We start from the raw sequence: 19,532 nt of genomic DNA on the forward strand, positions 1-19,532 counted from the left end.
ACGCCCCGCCGAACGCGTCCACCTGGAGCGGAAATCAACTTGTCAAAGAATAAATCATAAAAATAGGGTGACGTGCAAAACACATCACCCCAACATTTGACATAGAACCTTATTTATTTGTACGTATTGGATGAAGTGCTTGTTCAAGCATGTGTGCATTTTTCTCTTCAATTTCTTTTTTTCTAGGAATCGGTTTATATAGGGGATTCGGATCTTCCCATGTTGGAATGAGTGTGATTGGCGCTTCATTCTGCCATCTATCTAACCATTTTTGTGGTAATGGACCAGTCGGTGGTTCTTGACCATTCATCGCAATCCATAAATGTGCCCAAGCACGAGGAACTACCCGCCAAATGTCATACCCACCTCCACCAACAGCTATCCAGCGGCCATCGCAATGTTTGTCTGCAATTTCCTGGGCAATACGTGGGATTTCTTTATAAATATTCATTGTCCCATATAAATGGGTTAACGGATCAAAATAATGTGCATCCACGCCGTTTTGGGTTAGGATAACATCGGGTTTAAAGTATTCGGTTACTTCCGTCATTGCCGCTCGATAAATGGCTAAAAACGAATCATCCTCTGTAAATGCATCGATAGGAAAATTAAATGACGTGCCGTAACCCGGACCATTTCCGCGCTCAGTTATTTTCCCAGTACCAGGAAATAAATAGCGCCCAGTTTCATGAATGGATAATGTACAAACATTTGGATCATCGTAAAACGCCCATTGAACGCCGTCCCCGTGATGTGCATCCGTATCGATATAGAGGACCCTGGCCCCGTATTTTTGTTGCATATATTTAATTGCGACAGAACTGTCATTATACACACAGAAGCCTGATGCACGTCCCTTGAATCCATGGTGTAACCCGCCACCAAGATTCAGGGCATGCCTTGCGCGTCCCTCCATCACTTCATCTACGGCTGTTAATGTTCCACCTACAAGTAGGGCGCTTGCTTCATGCATATTAGGAAATATAGGTGTATCTTCGGTTCCTATGCCATATATTTCTCCTGCTGCAGGAGATAATTCACCTTTCCCAGCTTTTTTTACAATATCAACAAATTTTTCATCATGGACTAATAAAATTTCCTCGTCAGTCGCAATGCGTGGAGGAATAATATCCTTATCTTGAATCGCATCGATATTTTTTAATAAATCTAGCGTCAATAGTATTCGTTTTTGATTAAAAGGATGCTCGTCCGAAAATGAATAACTGAGCTGATCTTCTGAGAAAATGAAAACAGCATTTTTCTTCATAAATTGATTCCAGGAACATTAGGCCACAACACTTCAAAGCCTTCTGTTCTTAATCCTTCAATAATATTTAGGGGATTCATCGTCTTGACACGGATAACGAGAATTTTAGTTTCAGTATTTTCTTTATCTGGATAAACGAGAACACTTAAAACATTCGTCTTCTGTTCATAAAAGACTTTCGAAACTTCATACAGAATTCCGGGAACGTTTGGTACACGTACTTCAATTTGAGACCCGGGCTGGTTGGCACCTGTCAATTCGATATACTTATAAAGTAAATCAGTTTCAGTGATAATCCCTACGACTTCTTGGTTGGAGACGATTGGTAAACACCCAATTTGTTTATCGTAAAAAAGGAGTGCAGATTCTTCAACAAAATCCATTGGGTGGCCAGTAATTGGATTTCTTGTCATAATTTTAGCCAATTCGGTCTGATAGATTGCTGTATCTTTTTCGTTTGTTAAAGACGAAGGGATAGCTTCTTTTAAATCGCGATCTGTAATAATTCCAACAAGCGTGTTCGATTCATCTAAAATTGGCACATGACGAATCTTTTTTTCTCGCATTAGATCGATGGCTTCTTTCACTGTGTTCGTCGTTAATAAAGTTTGGACATCTCGAACCATAATTTCTTCGATTAACATGATTACACCTTCTTTTTTTCTATTGTTAGAAATATTGGATAGAATATCGGATTAAATTACTTGCATATATTTGTCTTTACTAGTCATTTCGTTTGAATGCTAGGAAAAGTTTAACATCTAGTCATTCCCCTACCACGTAAATTGCGCAAGATTTTCTGCGTGGTAGGGGGGAGTGAGTGCTATAGATGAAAATTAATACATAAATCGATTTTGAAAACGCAAATTATCAAATCTCTGTATCGTTTCTTCGTCTACTCGTTTACCGATACGTGCCATTAAACAATTTGCAGGGTGTGAACTGATTTCAGGATCATCAGTGGCAAAGTATTCAAGTCCCCCCGCTTGCATCATTTTCTCCATCACTTTTCGATATTCCCAAACACTTAGACCCGTACCTTTTAAGTCCCAATGCCAGTAATACTCCGTTGTAATGACGATATAATCTTCCATTGCATCGTCCATCATAGATACTTTTAGTAAAGCTTTTCCTACTCCGCCTCCGCGAAATTTTGGAATCACTTCAATTGCCCCGAGTTCGATAAGTCTTTCGATATTCCCTTCCGACCATCGTTCTAACGGATCAGGATAAACATATGTAGCATAGCCAACAACTTGGTTTAATTCCCGAACGACAATAATTCTGCCTTCTGGAAGACCAGCGATACCTATTAGTGCTTTATGTTGTTGTGGCGCTGGACGAAAGGCTATCAAATCTTCATGAAAGTCGAGACTCGCAAGCTCCTCGGCAGATATAGGGCCTTCAATAATAATATCGCCATTTTTATGTTTGACTTCCATGGCATTATACGTTTTCACATGCTTCACTTTGACACCACCTCATTTTTCAATACCTATAGTTACTAGTATACAATAAAAAAACCGTTAAGAAGTTACTAATTGTGGACAAAATAAAGTGTTGTCCGAAATAATAGATTATTTATGCATTTCACTCAAATTCATGTAGAATAAAAGGTGTATAGTTTTTGAAAGGGTGGGAGAGATGAGAGTAGAAACGTTGCCAGTAATAAAAGGGGATTATCAACTAGAAGACTATGAAAAAACAGCAACTACATTTAATTGGACAGATGCGGAGAAAGAATTTAGTTGGTTTGAAAATGGAAAAGTGAATGTTGCATATGAGGCTGTTGATAGACATGCAGATTCGTTTCGCAAAAATAAAGTCGCTTTATTTTATAAAGATGCGAATCGTAAAGAAGCATACACATATAACGATATGAAAATCATGACAAATAAAGCTGCAAATGTTTTACAAAATCACTCATCATTAGAAAAGGGAGATAGACTTTTTGTTTTCATGCCACGCTCACCGGAATTGTACTTTTCATTGCTTGGCGCATTGAAAATAGGGGTTATCGTAGGGCCACTATTTGAAGCGTTTGGGGAAGAGGCGACTTACGAAAGACTGTTGGACAGTGAAGCGAAAGCGATTGTCACTACACCTGAATTATTAACACGCATTCCACTTGAAAAACTTCCAAATTTAGAGACTGTTTTTTTAGTGGGTGACAATATTGAAGAATCGAATAAATTCATTGATTTCAATAATCATCTAAATAAAGCATCTAAATACTTCAATATAGAATGGATGGAAAAAGAAGATCCGACACTCCTCCACTATACATCCGGTTCAACTGGAAAACCAAAAGGAATTGTACTTGTTCAAGAAGCAATGGTGCAACAACTGCAAACAGCTCGCTGGGTACTTGATTTAACAGACGAAGATATTTACTGGTGCACGGCTGATCCAGGATGGGTAACCGGAACAGTGTATGGCGTTTTTGGTCCGATGCTCGCAGGTGCAACTACACTTATTATAGGCGGCAGATTTTCACCTGGAAATTGGTACGGAGCCATAGAAGAATACGGTGTTACAGTATGGTACAGTGCACCAACCGCATTTCGTATGCTAATGGGTGCAGGGGAGAAAGAAGTTAAGCAATATGATTTATCGACGCTTAGGCACATTTTGTCCGTAGGAGAGCCGCTCAATCCTGAAGTTATTCGTTGGGGGATGGATACGTTTAATTTAAGAATACATGATACGTGGTGGATGACCGAAACGGGTGCGCACACCATTTCTAATTTTAGATGTCTACCAATAAAGCTAGGTTCCATGGGGAGAGCGGTTCCAGGTATTGAAGCAGCCATTATTGACAATCAAGGAAACAAATTGCCGCCTTATGAGATGGGGAACTTGGCGATTAAAAAAGGATGGCCGTCCATGATGAGAACAATTTGGAATCGCGAAGAACTTTATGATACGTACTTTATGAATGATGAATGGTATATCTCTGGAGATTCTGCTTATATGGATGAAGATGGTTATTTTTGGTTCCAAGGACGAATTGATGACGTGATTATGACGAGTGGAGAACGGGTTGGACCATTTGAAGTTGAAAGTAAGTTACTAGAACATGAAGCAATTGTTGAGGCAGGCGTTATTGGTAAACCCGACCCAGTTCGTGGAGAAATTATTAAAGCATTTATTGCATTACGTGAAGGATACGAGCCGTCGGAAGAGTTGAAAGAGGACATTCGTCAATTTGTTAAAAGAGGGATAGCGGCTCATGCTGCCCCACGAGAAATTGAGTTTAAAGATAAACTGCCGAAAACAAGAAGTGGGAAAATTATGCGTCGTGTCTTGAAGGCTTGGGAGTTAGATTTGCCTACAGGAGATTTATCAGTAATAGAAAGTTGAAAAAGCTTGCTGCAATCGTCACAGTGACAATTGCAGCAAGCTTTTTAAGTTTTTAGATAGTATATTTAGTCTTCGTCTTGTTCTTCTTCGGGTGGTGTTTCCTCGACATCCTCATCCTTGTCGTTATCTACGTTCTTATCATTATCAACATTTTTATTGTCTGACTTATCTTCGTCTCTTGGTTTTTCTTCATTTGAAGGAGCCTGATTATTTTCCTCCTCATTATCCGCCGTTTCTTCTATTGTAATTGCGTTCGAAGGTTCGGATAGTCGACCTGTAATATCGACCGCTCGTACTGTATAAGTTCCATCAGATATTGTAAAGGACTTTGCTGCGCCATCTCTAATTGTCGAAACTTTAGAGCCGTTTCGGTACACGTAATACCCAATGACATCGTTTGAAGACGATTCTGTCCAGGACATCGTTGCCCCGCTCACTGTCGCGTTAACCGTTGCTGGGTTAGCACTGTCGGCATTGAAGGTAGCACCAGAAACAACACTTGAGGCAAAAGGTGAGTTTGCTGGGAATAATTTTGACGCATCACCTTTCCACGGGCCAAGCATTCTTGTAATAAATGCTTCGTTAACGCCTGTACCGCCTTGCACGATGAATTCTGCCGGTGTATTAGGTAAAGCAATATATTTCTTTCCTTTTACAGATACGTAAGAAGCTGAAATGATGCTATCGTCAGCTTTATTTGGTAAGAAAACTTTCGCGTTAAATAAATCTGTCTTAACAAGACCAGCGTTAGCACAAATTGTGGAAGGCGCTAAACCTGAAATTCCACAAAACGATCTTGATACGACGCCTTCTGGACGTTGAAATGTATCGCTTGCCCCGACCAACTCTGGGGAAACCTCATTCGCTGCATTCATGAAACGTGCGAACAGTAAGTTGACGCGTGTACTTGGCGGTAGGTACGAATTTCTGAGATTATTAGGGTAAAGTCCACGCTTGTTGTCTTGATAGCCAAGCCATACGCCCAGGGAAACATTTGGATTATAGCCAACAAGCCAAGCATCGACATAGTGGTCCGTTGTTCCTGTTTTTGCGGCGATATCCACACTGAAATTCAAGTTGTTTTTCATTGTTGTTGCCGTTCCGTACTTCGTTACATCTCGCAACATATCAGAAATGATATAAGCTGTTTCAGGACTAAATACTTCAACGGGCTCAACTTTATGTTCAAACACGATATTTCCGTCCATATCTTCTATTTTTTCAATCATATAGGCATCAATAAATTGGCCTGCATTGGCAAACGTTCCAAATGCATTCGTATTTTCTTCTACACTTGTTCCGTGGCGCATTGCACCAATGGAAAGTGAGTAGTTTTGGTAATCAACTTCATCAAGTCTTGAAAAACCCATCTTGTCTAAGTACTCTGCAGGGTTGTGGTCAATTATATCTCGATACAATCTAGCGGTCGCAAGGTTTTGAGATGTTGCGAGTGCTTGTCTAGCAGGAATAATACCGAGCTCTTGTCCGGCTTGGAAGTTGTTTAAATTCCAAGTTGGTCTAATGTTAAACTTAACGTCTACCACTGGACTACCTGCACCAATTTTTCCATATTCAATGGCCGGAGCGAAAACGAGAAGTGGTTTCATCGTAGATCCATTAGGTCGAAAACCTTGTGTTGCAAAGTTATAACTCTCGATTTCAAAATCACGTCCGCCAACAAACGACAGGATTTTACCAGTTCTGTTTTCAATCATAATACTTCCAACTTGAACCGGAAACTTTTCTATGATCTCTTCGCCAGTGTCCGGGTCTTTACTTTTGTCTGTATACGTATAACCATAATGTTCAAAGTTTTTAGCGACTTCGTTTAAGCGGTCGTATAGTTCTTTATTTATTGTCGAATGTATACGATATCCGTTTGTACTCATGGCACGTCTTGCTAACATTTTATATTTTTCATTAAGCTTTGCTTCCGATTTTAAGCGTTCGGGATCGATACCTTCTTCTTCGGCAATTATTTTTGCCAAAATATCGACTGTTCGGTTTTGAATTTCTTGTGTTAAATAAGGATAGCGTTCATTAGCACGTAACTCTTTTTCTCTAAAATCTTTTGTAATATCGTATGCAATTGCTTCTTTGTATTGTTGTTCAGTAATATAACCGGTTTCTTTCATTCGAAAAAGAACGGTTTTCATTCTGTCGATACCAGGTTTTAAGTACTCGGGTTCTTTTAAACCGCGATTGCGATTATAAAATGGTGTGTAAGCAAAAGGTGCTTGGGGTATCCCGGCGATGAATGCGGCTTGGGGAAGTGTTAAATCTTTCGCTTTCACATTAAAAATCCCTTCGGCGGCAGCCTCAACTCCGGCAATATTATCGCCATTTGCATTACGACCATATGGGATGACATTCAAGTATGCTTCTAAAATTTCGTTCTTGTCCATAAACTTTTCGAGGCGGAGTGCAAGTAAAATTTCTTTCGCTTTTCTTTCGTAAGAAACTTCATTCGTTAAGATTTGAAGTTTAATTAATTGTTGCGTAAGTGTTGAACCGCCTGTTTGGCTCGCTGAGTTTGTAACGTCTTGGAAAATCCCCCGGAAAACCGCTTTCGGTACAATACCTGGATGTGTTTCAAAGTATTCGTCTTCCGTTGCGAGCACCGCATCAATGACATAAGGAGAAACGTCTTCCAGTTTGATTTCTTTTCGTTCAAGATCGGCATTTACTTTCCCGAGATAAATATTATTAGCTAGGTAAATTTCAGATGTTTCTTCGTAGGTTAAAATATCATCTCGCATTTCTTGTTTCGAACGCAAAGGTTCTTCTGCTACAAGTGATGCGAAATAGCCCGCTCCAACTGAAGCAACGAAAATGAACATCGTAAGACAGCTAACAATAAAAAGAAGAAATAGGTTCCAAGCAACGCCCGAAGTAATTCTGAGTTTCTTAGCCCAACTCTGCTCAGTAAAGTTGTTAATCTTATCTTCTATGTATTTGAGATAATTTCTAATTTTATCATTCAAGTATTTCGACCTCCTTAAATCTTTTATATTATAGCACATTCCGACAAAATGAAATCAGTTTTCATTGACATATTTTCTAAATAAGATAATATATAAAAGTATATCATTTATTCACATGTTGAAAGAGCCGAAGTAGTGGTAACAGAACCGTATAGAGAGGCAACGGGTGGTGAAAGTTGCTCGGTATGTTATACATGAATTACAGTTCTGGAGTGTGACGTGTGCGCAACGTTAAGGCGTATTGAGTGGAGAGTTTTCTCTCAAGCTGGGTGGTACCGCGTTATTTTATACATAGCGCCCCTGCATGATTTATTAATCGTGTAGGGGCTTTTTTATTTATTCTTATAGAGTCAATTTCATAATTACCTAAAACCGCTATGCCGATACAATATATAGTGGAGAACGGTTTAACTCCACTATATATTGTATCGGCGCAGCGAAAAGATTGGATTATGAAATTGACTGATGACGATTAATATTCGAACAGATACTCGTTTTTTAAAAAAATAGGAGGGATTTATGTGAGTAACTCATTAATGGAAGATTTAAAATGGCGCGGTTTGTTATACCAACAAACTGATGAAGAAGGGCTAACGAAGGTAGTGAACGATGAAAAAATATCCTTATACTGTGGAGTTGATCCGACAGCAGACAGTATGCATATCGGACATATCGTTCCATTATTAACATTACGTCGATTCCAAAATCACGGTCACCGTCCGATTTTACTAGTTGGTGGTGCAACAGGTATGATTGGTGATCCTTCAGGACGTTCTGAAGAAAGACAATTACAGACGACTGAGCAAATTGCGAAGAACGTTGAAGGTATTACGAAGCAGATGCAAAGAATCTTTGATTTTGAAACTGAAAACGGCGCATTAATGGTCAATAACAATGACTGGATTGGCGGCATGACAACGATTGAGTTCTTGCGTGATTACGGGAAACTGTTAGGTGTCAACTATATGCTTGCCAAGGATAATGTGGCATCACGTTTAGATAGCGGTATTTCATTCACCGAGTTTTCTTATATGCTGATTCAAGGAATAGACTTTAACCATCTTTATACAAATTACGGTTGTCGCGTGCAAATTGGCGGTTCGGATCAGTGGGGGAATATTACAACTGGCCTTGAAGTGATTCGTAAAGTTCAAGAAGATGACGAAGCAAAAGCGTTTGGGATTACAATTCCGCTCGTGACAAAAGCGGATGGTACGAAGTTTGGTAAAACAGCTGGTGGTGCAGTATGGCTAGACGCCGAAAAAACTTCACCTTATGAGTTTTACCAATTCTGGGTAAACACTGCGGATGCTGATGTGATTAAATACTTAAAAATCTTTACATTTTTAGAGCGTGCAGAAATCGAAGCATTAGAAGTGTCTGTTCAAGAGGAAGCACATTTAAGAAAAGCGCAAAGAACGCTTGCTGAGGAAATGACACGATTGATCCATGGTCAAGGAGCATTAGATCAAGCAATTCGTATTTCACAAGCTTTATTTAGCGGGGATTTAAAAGCCCTTTCTGTAGATGAAATGCGCGATGCATTCAAGGACGTTCCGTCTGCTGAAATGCCGAAAGAAGATAAAAACATTGTTGACTTTATCGTTGAAGCAGGAATTTCCTCTTCGAAACGTCAAGGAAGAGAAGATGTAAACAACGGTGCGATTTCAATAAATGGCGAGCGTATTAAAGATACTCAGTATACAATTACTGGTGAGGACCGTCTAGAGGACCAATTTACAATTGTTCGTCGTGGCAGAAGAAATTACACGATGGTGAAGTTTTCATAAAGCGAATCGGAGGAGAGTGCATAAGCATTCTCCTCCGATTTTTTTGGTTTTTTTCGGTTCTTTGTCAAATGACGTTGGTGAAGAATTTTAGTCGACTACAGTTTATCTGTCGTAGGACGGTCTAAAGTCAGTGAAACTGATTTTGAGACTGTCCTTTTTTATATAATAATCCAAATATACCGTTGCTTTCCGTTCCAGATGGACGCTTTCCTGGGGGCGTGCGCTGAGCCTCCTCGTCGCGAAGTTCGCGCTCCTGTGGGGTCTCAGCTGTCACGCTAATCCCCAAGGAGTCGCCATCTTCCACTCCAAGCAACTGAAATGTACTTTTAAATAAAATTGTATGTACTCAAAAACATGAAATCCGTAGAAGTATTTATGCTGCAATTAAATGGGCTTGCTTTTCTTTAAATCCCCATTTGGAAGGTTTTAGTTTGAAATGTAAAATGATTCGTTTTTTTGTAATTCTGAAAGTTTCTGGATCCATTAGCGACACGATTCAAGACTTTAATTTTATTGTTGATTCCTTCAATTCTTCCGTTATTGTATAAGGAATCGCCTTATAATGTGGGGTAAATTGTTTCGCAGCTTGATGAATCAAACGCTAACAGTTGTAGGTGATACTGAACAATCCCTTGCGATAGACGTTAAAGATTGTGCTTCCGCAGATTTTATAATAACTTGTGCCTTTACATTTCTTGAAATATAGCTATTTTTTGAACGATAGGTGTTTTAGCCGTAAAGCTACTCTGACAAGCATGGCACATGAAACGTTGCTTTTTTAAAAGTAAGTAAGTTGGGTTCACACCCGTAATCGGTTGTTTTCTATAATTATTTGAATTTACGTTTTCCCCAATCACTTAGCCGATTGGAGTGTAGAGCGGCGACTCCTACGGGAACAGCGCGAGCCGAAGACCCCACAGGAGCACGGTTTTCGCGACGAGGAGGCTGAGGCCGTGCCCGTGGAAAGCGTCCGCTCGGAACGGAAATCGGCGGTTAGCAGGATTTTTTAATTCAATATATTTACAAAAAATAACGTTAATGAAATTCCATCCCTTCTCCAAATTTAAGGAGAAGGGATTTTCTTTCCCCAACGTCATAAATTGTACAACCGTTTTTTCAGTTAACGGACGTTACCCAAGCTGGAAGCTCCAAATCTGCGTATATTTCTGGATGTATGTATTTCCCAAGTTTTAAAGCGCCTTCTAATAAACGCGGAGAAGGGCGACAATAAAGTTCTTCTTCCATAATTGTAAAGTAATTGTTTTGAATCGCGGAAAGGTCTTTCCAACCAGGTCGTTTTAAAACAACTTCTTTATTTACCTTCTCAGTTCGAACGCCTACCCAAGCGAGAAGAATGTAATCGGGGTTTCTATCCAATAAATCATTCCAATCCGTCTGTACATTTGCTTCAGTTTTATCCCGGAATTCGTTCAATCCACCAGCAATCGCGCTTATTTCGGTGAGCCAATTTGTCTTTCCGGGTGTGAAAATAGGTTTTGGCCACCATTCCCAATAAAGTGTAGGGAAGGTATGTACAGTTGCGGCACGACTTTTCATTTCATCAATAAAAGCCAAATATTGTTGTTGGCGTTCAATCGCTCTCTGTTCAATTCCGCACTGATTCCCTACAGTTAACAGGTCTTCTGCAATATCGTTTAAACTTTGTGGATTTAGTACGATGTGTGGGATTCCACGTCTTTGTAATTCTTCTACATTTTTTTCCATACCTGGTACGCTTAATGAAGCTAACACTAAATCTGGCTTAAATGTTTCAAGTTTGTCCATGTCAATCGATAAGTCAGGTCCTAATTTAGGAAGTGATTGCACTTCATTTGGCCAGTCTGAATAGTCATCAATGGCCACAAGTTTATCTAATAAACCTAGATAAGCAACCAATTCTGTATTACTTGGACAAATAGAAATAAGTCTCATAGTTGTACTGTAACCGGCGTTCGCTCGATTTACAGTCTACCCTCCTTTAAAGTAATATCAAAGAATTAGTATAACATAGACAATAGCTACTATTTGAATAATGATTATCGAATGTGGGAAGATGGAATGGAAAAGACCAAGAGGAAAAGGGATGTGAGAATATGTGTGGACGTTTTAGTATGACAAGCCCAATAGAACAAATTCAACTAGCTTTTGAACTATCCAATCTGAGTGAGCTTAATCTTACACCGCGATATAACGTGGCACCGAGTCAACAAGTGTTTTCTATTATAAGTGATGGAGAGAATAAAAGAGGCGGCTTTTTGAAATGGGGGCTAGTCCCTTCGTGGTCCAAAGACTCGAAAATTGGTTATAAAATGATTAATGCACGATCGGAAACTGTAGACACAAAACCAAGTTTCAAAAATTTGTTAAAAAGAAGAAGATGTCTAATTGTAGCGGATGGTTTTTACGAGTGGAAAAATGAAGATGGAAAAAAACAACCATTTCGCATCAAAATGAAGGATGACCGTGTTTTTGCGTTCGCAGGATTATGGGATCGGTGGCAAAGTAATGGCGAAACGATTCAATCATGCACCATTATTACGACCGAAGCGAATGATGTAGTAAGTGATATTCATGATAGAATGCCGGTGATACTTCCAAAAGAAAAACAAGAAATTTGGCTAAATCCAGCAGTTCAAGAACCAAAGCATTTAAAACAACTTTTACAACCATATACGTCAGATGAGATGACAGCTTATCAAGTATCTACTTTAGTGAATTCGCCAAAGAATGATGTATCGGAAATTATCAATTCATTGTAAAGTTCTAGAAAAAACAAAACCCTTGAAGTTGGAAATTCCAAATTCAAGGGTTTTGAAAATTGCTATGTTATTATTTACGTGAGTAGAATTCAACGATAAGTGCTTCGTTAATTTCTGCTGGTAGTTCGCTACGCTCTGGGAAACGAACGAATTGACCTGTTTTTGTTTCAGCGTTGAATGAAACATACTCAGGTACAAAGTTGTTCACTTCTAGTGCTTCATTAATAACGTCAAGGTTTTGAGATTTCTCACGAAGAGAAATTTCTTGTCCTGGTTTTACGCTGTATGATGGGATATCAAGACGCTTACCATCCACTAAAACGTGGCCGTGGTTAACTAATTGACGAGCAGCACGACGAGTACGTGCAAGACCCATACGGTAAACAACGTTGTCTAGGCGAGTTTCAAGAAGAATCATGAAGTTTTCACCATGTTTACCAGGCATTTTACCTGCTTTATTAAATAACGTTCTGAATTGACGTTCGTTTACACCGAACATGAAACGAAGTTTTTGTTTTTCTTGTAACTGTAATCCGTATTCAGAAAGCTTTACGCGCTGAGTTGGACCATGTTGTCCTGGAGCGTAAGGACGCTTTTCGATTTCTTTTCCTGTACCGGAAAGTGAAATTCCGAGACGACGTGATAATTTCCATGCTGGACCTGTATAACGAGCCATAATAGACTCCTCCTCTAAATTGGTTTTATTTTATGGTAACTTATTTCCAAGACGAAGTACGTTTTGGAAAAACTTTGTTGTAAAATAAGACCAGATATGTTCAATTCGGCAGTCATTCTATACTCTTGTAACTTCGCCTTCGCAGCCAGAAGGTTACACGTTACACCTCTTAAAAGGAATAGACTGAGCAAACCGAAACACATAACTGCTGCGTATATTTTACACGTTCGTAATCATATCAACTTTTAATAGGATAGTCAAGTGTGAATCAATTCATTCAAACGTAGTCAAAAGATTAAGCGTTTCAATCGAAAGTATTATCGGATTGATTTGCAATTTATCCAGTAACATAGACGAGAAGAAGTGACTAATACCAAAGAATATGTCGAGTGGATAGAATTGTGGGATTATTAACTCTTTTCTTCTAGTAGAATAAAGTATAGTATAGGATTAAGAAAGAACCATCATTTCACATTAAAAAATGATATTGAAATATGGAGAAGTGGGAGGTTATGAGGATGAAAGAAAAATCTTTACATGAAGACACAGTTGTTGTGCATACAGGTTACGATGCAAAATCGCATCACGGGAGTTTAACTGTTCCACTTTACCAAACATCCACCTTTTCATTTGAGACTGCGGAACAGGGAGAAAGTAGATTTGCTGGAGACGAAGCAGGGCTTATTTATTCGCGTCTTGGGAACCCTACCGTGCAGTTGTTAGAAGAACGCATGACCGCATTAGAAAAAGGGAAGGGTGCTTTGGCATTCGGATCGGGTATGGCGGCGGTAAGTTCTATTCTCGTTCATTTAACGAAAACGGGTGACCATATCCTTTGTTCTAGAGGAATCTACGGTTGTACATTTGGCCTTTTAGGTATGTTAGAAGAGAAGTATAACATTACGCATGATTTAATCCAGATGGGCACTGAAGAAGAAATTGAACGTGCGATTAAGCCGGAAACAGTTTGTATTTATGTAGAAACGCCAATAAATCCAACGATGGAGCTTGTCGATTTACAAGCAGTTGTAAATGTCGCAAAACGTCATGGTCTTCGTGTTGTAGTGGATAATACATTTTCTTCTCCTTATTTGCAAAAGCCAATTACGTTAGGTGTCGATTTTGTTCTGCATAGTGCAACGAAATATATTAACGGGCATGGAGATGTTATTGCCGGTCTACTCATAGGAAATGATAAAGATGAAATGGAAGAAATTCGCGTGTCGGTTCAAAAAGATTACGGTGGCATTATTTCTCCATTTGACGCATGGTTATTATTGCGAGGAATTAAAACGTTACCAATTCGCATGGAACGACATACATCAAATGCCGAAAAAATTATAGCATTCCTTAAACAGCAACCACTTGTAGAAAAAATATATTATCCTTTCGATGTGGACAATCCACAATATTCAATTGCCAAAAAGCAAATGCGTGCGGGCGGAGGACTGATTTCATTTACGATGAAAGGTGGAAAAAAAGGCGCGCAAAAACTCTTAAATAGTTTATCACTCATTAAAATTGCCGTCAGTTTAGGGGATGCAGAAACACTTATCCAGCATCCGGCAACGATGACGCATTCCGTAGTTCCTCATGATGAAAGGATTTCCATGGGAATTACAGATTCATTACTTCGACTATCTGTTGGACTCGAGCATGCAGATGATCTAATTGCAGATTTGAATCAAGCATTAAAAAAAGTTGAACAATCTTTGAGAAAAGAAAATGCCAATTAAAAACCCCCTTCATATCAACGGTGATATGAAGGGGTTTTTGCGTCAAATTATAGATGTTTAATCAGTGTTTCAACAACTTTTTCAAGCCCAATACGATCAGTTTCCGAAAAACGGTCTAGTTCAGGACTATCAATATCTAGCACACCAATCACTTCGTCGTTTTTAATCAATGGCACGACAATTTCTGAGCGAGAAGCAGCATCACAAACAATGTGACCAGGGAATGCTTCAACGTCCGGTACTATAATGGATTCCTTTCGTTCTACAGCAGTCCCACAAACGCCTTTACCAACTTGAATACGGACACATGCCGGTAAACCTTGGAAAGGACCTAACACCAATTCGCCATCTTCCATAAGATAAAAACCAACCCAATTGATACGGTCGAAAAATTGATTGAGCAGTGCGGATGCATTACTTAAGTTTGCATATAAGTTTGGTTCACCCGACAACAGTGCATCAAGTTGTTTTCTGAGTAACTCATATTCTTTTTCTAATTTTTGGGTAACATCAACATTGGTAGTCATTTGAACACCTCATTAATATGTAATTTGTAATATGTAAGTATACAGTTTTTCATACATTTTTACAAAGTCTGTCTGCCCATTCGACAAAATATGAACTTTTCCCCTATTATTTTTCGTTTTTCCAACCAAAAGTATTTAAACATGGTACGATATAGGATAATATGAAGTGTATAGTCATGGGACAGGAGGATCGCGATGAAGATTGTAATCATTGCAATTATAGTACTCATTATCATTTTAACCATTCTCGCCATTTCCTTTAGGCGTAAACATACAAGTCAAATAAAAAAACTTGAACATAGAAAACTACAAATTCAGCATAAGCCAATATTTGAGGAAATGACGAAAATAAAACAACTGAATATGACGGGCGAAACAGAAGAGAAGTTTGAAACTTGGCGTGCAACTTGGACGGAAGTCATTGATGTGCGAATGCCTGAACTTGATAATTTATTATTCGATGCTGAAGATTATATTGACCGTTTTAGACTAAAAAAACTAAAAGCGACCATCACGCAAATTGAAGAAAAAATTCAGTTTAGTCAGCAGGAAATGAATGGAATCCTTAGCGGTTTAGATGAACTCGTTGGAAGTGAAGAGAAAAATCGTATTGAAATGGAAATGTTGCAAGAAAGACATCGTAGTGCTCGAAAGAAAATCCTAGCACATCAACCAGCATTTGGGGAAACGGTGAATCCGCTTGAAAAGGAATTAGAAACATTTAAACCTCAGTTTGCTGAGTATGAAACATTGACGGAAAATGGTAATTATTTACAAGCCCGAGAAATTGTCATCGCATTAACTGAGAAAGGTGATTATTTATTTCAAATTATTGAGCAAATACCTACCTTCTTATCTGACATTCAAAATTCAATTCCATCTTCTATACGTGAGTTGCGTAATGGTGTGAGAGAAATGGAAGGGCAGGCCTATTACATACGACATTTGGAAGTAGAGAAAAAGCTTACAGAAATAGAAAATAGGCTTGGGCATATGCTGGAAAGTATTGCTAAGTTAGAAATGGATGGTATACAAGAGGAAGTCGAAGATATACATAATCGATTAGATGAACTATATGATGCACTAGAAAAAGAAGTAGTCGCTAAACATTATGTTGAAGAGAATTTTCAAACTGTATACAATGAACTGGCAAGGGTTACTGGACTTGTGAATGAAACATTAACAGAAATTACATTTGTCCAACAAAGTTACAGAATAAACGAGGATGAGGCAAAAATTCCGCAAAGTGCCTCAGAGGAAATCCAATTATTAAATAAACAATTTGACGTCATTACAGAACAAATTGAGAATAATACCTCTGCATATTCGAGTATGCAAGAAAATATTCAAATGATAACTGAGAAGGTCAGCTATATAGACGAAGAACGAAAAGATTTTGCCGAGCGTTTAAAAAAGTTACGAAACGATGAAAATAACGTACGCGCTGAACTTAAAGGTCTCTCAAAAGAATTGCAAGACGTAGATCGTTCACTACATAGAGGGAATATACCGGGCATACCAGGCGATATCGATGCCAGACTAGAAGAAGCGGAAGAACAGCTTTATATTGTCAGACAGAGCTTGGAGGAAGTACCTTTAAATATGACCCTTGTTAACGCTTATTTAGAAAACGCAAAACAATCCGTTCGTGAAGTGAAAGGAAAGACCGAAGAACTACTCGAAAATGTTATGCTGATTGAATGGATTATTCAATACGGCAATCGTTATCGCGCATCTAATGAGCGCGTCCATGCGCAATTGCAAGAAGCTGAGGAGTCGTTCAGACAATTCCGATACGCCAAAGCTTTGGAAGAAGCAGCGACAGCGGTAGAGGAAGTTGAACCTGGAGCGATGAAACGGATTGAGGAATTGCTGCAAGAAAAAGACAATGTAACGATTTAATCGTGTTTAATGTTTATGAATGTTACAAACGAAACTTATTTAAGCCAATGCCTTCCACTTTTAATTATTTCGAGCCACCCGCACGCACTTGTGCAGGTGGCTTTGTCACGCTTATAATTGAATGAATTTAAAATGAAGAATGGAATGAGAGTAATGATTTATCTTGATAATAGTGCAACGACTGCACCTAAAGAAGAAGTATTAACTTCTTTTATAGAAGTTAATAAAAGATTTTTTGCGAATCCTGCATCGCTTCATGCAGCCGGACGGGAATCCGAAGCGCTCCTTGAAAAATCTCGAGAACAAATATTACATTTAACTCAAGCTACTGAGGGTACAGTCATTTATACGTCTGGCGGAACCGAAGCAAATAATTTAGCAATCCTTGGATTTGCTCGTAAATATCAAAATCGTGGCAATCATATTTTAACAACAAAAATAGAACATCCATCCGTTCTAGAGGCGGCTAAACAATTAGAGCAGGAAGGTTTTATAGTCGAGTACTTATCCGTTGATAAAGATGGTATCATTTCGATTGCTGAACTGGAAGAGAAGCTCAGGGAAGACACTGTCGTTGTTAGTATTATGCACGTAAACAATGAAATTGGTACAATACAACCGATTGAGGATTGTGGATATGTGATTCGAAAAAAATCACGTGCAATTTTTCATGTTGACGCTGTACAAAGCTTTGGAAAATTACCGATTACTTTAAGAGGAAATGGACCAGATGCAATTACGATTTCAGGACATAAAATACACGGAATAAAAGGTTCGGGTGCATTAATTACTAAGAAAATGATGAATCCGGAATCCATTAATTACGGTGGTGGTCAAGAACAGGGCTTAAGAAATGGGACTGTTTCTGTTCCAAATGCTGTCGCTTTAGCACGTGCGGTGAGACTTGCAATAGAAAGCGAAAAAACGGTACTTTATGAAAAGTGGCGACAGCGATTAATTGAACATATTGAGCATTCGTCTGATGCGCTTGTGTTAGCGAAAGAAACAGCAGCTCCGCATATATTGTCCATCGCTTTTGCACATATTAAAGGCGAAGTAGCCATTAATTATTTTCAAAAAAATGGAATCTTAATATCAACTTCTAGTGCATGTTCATCGAAAAGTGAAGAGGTTAGTCATGTGATTGAGGCGATTCAATTAGATGATAAATATAAACATGGTGTCATTCGTATTAGTTTTTCGGAAAAAAATACAAGTAATGAAATGATTCAGTTTGAAAAAGTATTAACTAAATTTGTTAAATTGCTTAAAAGGGGAAGATCACATGATGTGGAATGAATTATTAATCAGATATGGTGAATTATCATTAAAAGGGCGAAATCGAAATGTTTTTATACGCAGATTGAAAAAAAATATGAAGAGTGCCTTACATGGGCTTGCCTCTGTGACGATAAAAGATGAGCGAGATAGAATGTTTTTGACAGCGAATGATCCGGAAGAGATGGCTGAAGTAATGGAACGTTTGCCAAAAATTTTTGGGATACATTCATTTAGTCCGGTCATAAAATGCGAGCCGACACTTGAAGCGATTTGCGAAACGGCGTTGGAGGTCGTCGGATTAGATGAAACAGAAGGAAAATCATTTAAAGTTGAGATTAGACGAACAGATAAGTCGTTTCCTTATGTTACAAATGAATTACAACAAAAAATTGGCGCGCATGTACTGAAGAATTTTCCTGAATTACACGTTAAAATGAAGAAGCCTGATATTTTACTTCATGTAGATATTCGGAGACACGTAGTACTCCTGACATCTAAAGTATATCCAGGTGCGGGAGGAATGCCCGTCGGTTCGGGTGGGAAATCGCTTCTTATGTTATCTGGCGGTATCGACAGCCCAGTTGCTGGTTATATGATGATGAAGCGCGGCGTAGAAATTCATGCGATTCATTTCGAAAGTCCTCCTTTTACGAGTGAACTTGCAAAACAAAAAGTGATGGATTTGGCAGAGAAGCTTAGTGCGTTCGGTACATCAATCCATTTGCATGTCATTCCATTTACCGAAATTCAGCAAATCATTGCAAATAAAATACCTGACGGCGAATCGATGACGACAACGCGTAGACTCATGATGCAAATTGCAGACAGGGTACGTGAGGAAATTGGCGCACTCGGTATTGTCTCTGGGGAAAGTCTCGGTCAGGTGGCAAGTCAAACGTTAGAAAGTCTAACTGCCATTAATGAAGTAACGTCAACTCCTGTATTACGTCCACTAATTGCATTAGATAAAATTGAAATTATCGAGATAGCTAAACAAATTGATACGTATGAGATATCAATCAGGCCTTATGAGGATTGTTGCACAATATTTACACCGGCGCGTCCTAAAACGAAGCCGAAGCTTAAAAGAGTCAAACATTTTGAAAGCTTTACCGATTTTGAACCGATGATTGAAGAGGCGATTCAAGAAAGGCGTATTTATAAGTTGCCTCGTATACAAGAAGATATGTTTACTGACTTATTATAAAAAAATAAGAAGAAATTACCACTAATGCCTCCTGCATGAT

Annotated in this window: 14 protein-coding genes, 1 pseudogene and 1 other annotated feature; of the genes and pseudogenes, 7 read left to right on the top strand and 8 right to left on the bottom strand. The window is 38.8% G+C overall.

Annotated features, from left to right (window positions below):
* Positions 1-109: 109 nt before the first annotated feature.
* The 3 genes from BI350_RS06375 to BI350_RS06385 all read right to left on the bottom strand — a co-directional run bounded on the left by BI350_RS06375 (position 110) and on the right by BI350_RS06385 (position 2,736).
* Positions 110-1,267 (bottom strand): acetoin utilization protein AcuC, encoded by a 1,158-nt coding sequence (locus BI350_RS06375; RefSeq protein ID WP_075527331.1) that lies wholly within the window; start codon positions 1,265-1,267, stop codon positions 110-112.
* Complete coding sequence (locus tag BI350_RS06380; protein ID WP_075527332.1) at positions 1,264-1,911, bottom strand: acetoin utilization AcuB family protein; 648 nt, start codon at positions 1,909-1,911, stop codon at positions 1,264-1,266. Before BI350_RS06380 ends, BI350_RS06375 begins: the two co-directional genes overlap by 4 nt.
* Before the next feature lie 192 nt (positions 1,912-2,103).
* A complete protein-coding gene (locus tag BI350_RS06385) occupies positions 2,104-2,736 on the bottom strand; it encodes a GNAT family N-acetyltransferase (protein ID WP_075527333.1) in 633 nt (210 codons plus the stop codon).
* 175 nt (positions 2,737-2,911) lie between these two features.
* Between BI350_RS06385 and acsA the strand changes: the two genes are divergently transcribed.
* Complete coding sequence (gene acsA / locus BI350_RS06390) at positions 2,912-4,630, top strand: acetate--CoA ligase (RefSeq protein WP_075527334.1); 1,719 nt, start codon at positions 2,912-2,914, stop codon at positions 4,628-4,630.
* Between the two features lie 65 nt (positions 4,631-4,695).
* Here the strand turns inward: acsA and BI350_RS06395 are convergent, their stop codons facing one another.
* A complete protein-coding gene (locus BI350_RS06395; protein ID WP_082294977.1) occupies positions 4,696-7,653 on the bottom strand; it encodes a transglycosylase domain-containing protein in 2,958 nt (985 codons plus the stop codon).
* Positions 7,654-7,723: 70 nt separating this feature from the next.
* Positions 7,724-7,919: a binding site (T-box leader), on the top strand.
* A gap of 216 nt (positions 7,920-8,135) precedes the next feature.
* On the opposite strand from BI350_RS06395, the gene tyrS reads away from it, so the two are divergent.
* Complete coding sequence (gene tyrS / locus BI350_RS06400) at positions 8,136-9,404, top strand: tyrosine--tRNA ligase (RefSeq protein WP_075527336.1); 1,269 nt, start codon at positions 8,136-8,138, stop codon at positions 9,402-9,404.
* Positions 9,405-9,777: 373 nt separating this feature from the next.
* On the opposite strand, the pseudogene BI350_RS17395 reads toward tyrS, so the two are convergent.
* Positions 9,778-9,949: pseudogene (locus BI350_RS17395) on the bottom strand (transposase); the annotation flags it as partial.
* Between the two features lie 571 nt (positions 9,950-10,520).
* On the bottom strand, positions 10,521-11,336 hold the full coding sequence (locus BI350_RS06405; RefSeq protein WP_075527337.1) for a cobalamin-binding protein: 816 nt from the start codon (positions 11,334-11,336) through the stop codon (positions 10,521-10,523).
* Positions 11,337-11,515: 179 nt separating this feature from the next.
* Between BI350_RS06405 and BI350_RS06410 the strand changes: the two genes are divergently transcribed.
* Complete coding sequence (locus tag BI350_RS06410; RefSeq protein WP_342672208.1) at positions 11,516-12,163, top strand: SOS response-associated peptidase; 648 nt, start codon at positions 11,516-11,518, stop codon at positions 12,161-12,163.
* A gap of 70 nt (positions 12,164-12,233) precedes the next feature.
* Here BI350_RS06410 and rpsD read toward each other — a convergent pair whose 3' ends face one another.
* Positions 12,234-12,839: a 30S ribosomal protein S4 gene (gene rpsD, locus BI350_RS06415; RefSeq protein WP_075527339.1), complete on the bottom strand. Its 606-nt coding sequence runs from the start codon at positions 12,837-12,839 to the stop codon at positions 12,234-12,236.
* A gap of 518 nt (positions 12,840-13,357) precedes the next feature.
* Between rpsD and megL the strand changes: the two genes are divergently transcribed.
* On the top strand, positions 13,358-14,575 hold the full coding sequence (megL, locus tag BI350_RS06420; RefSeq protein ID WP_075527340.1) for a methionine gamma-lyase: 1,218 nt from the start codon (positions 13,358-13,360) through the stop codon (positions 14,573-14,575).
* A 47-nt stretch (positions 14,576-14,622) separates the two neighbouring features.
* Here megL and BI350_RS06425 read toward each other — a convergent pair whose 3' ends face one another.
* Positions 14,623-15,102 (bottom strand): GAF domain-containing protein, encoded by a 480-nt coding sequence (locus tag BI350_RS06425; protein ID WP_075527341.1) that lies wholly within the window; start codon positions 15,100-15,102, stop codon positions 14,623-14,625.
* Positions 15,103-15,297: 195 nt separating this feature from the next.
* On the opposite strand from BI350_RS06425, the gene ezrA reads away from it, so the two are divergent.
* The 3 genes from ezrA to thiI all read left to right on the top strand — a co-directional run bounded on the left by ezrA (position 15,298) and on the right by thiI (position 19,492).
* Positions 15,298-17,004, top strand: coding sequence for a septation ring formation regulator EzrA (gene ezrA, locus BI350_RS06430; RefSeq protein WP_075527342.1), 1,707 nt, complete (start codon positions 15,298-15,300; stop codon positions 17,002-17,004).
* 153 nt (positions 17,005-17,157) lie between these two features.
* Positions 17,158-18,303, top strand: a complete 1,146-nt coding sequence (locus BI350_RS06435; RefSeq protein WP_075529270.1) for a cysteine desulfurase family protein — start codon at positions 17,158-17,160, stop codon at positions 18,301-18,303.
* Entirely contained in the window at positions 18,290-19,492 is a 1,203-nt protein-coding gene (thiI, locus tag BI350_RS06440) for a tRNA uracil 4-sulfurtransferase ThiI (protein ID WP_075527343.1), read from the top strand. The genes BI350_RS06435 and thiI overlap by 14 nt, the downstream gene beginning before the upstream one ends.
* The last annotated feature ends 40 nt before the right edge of the window (positions 19,493-19,532 follow it).

The sequence above is a fragment of the Sporosarcina ureilytica genome (assembly GCF_001753205.1).
Lineage (GTDB): Bacteria > Bacillota > Bacilli > Bacillales_A > Planococcaceae > Sporosarcina > Sporosarcina ureilytica.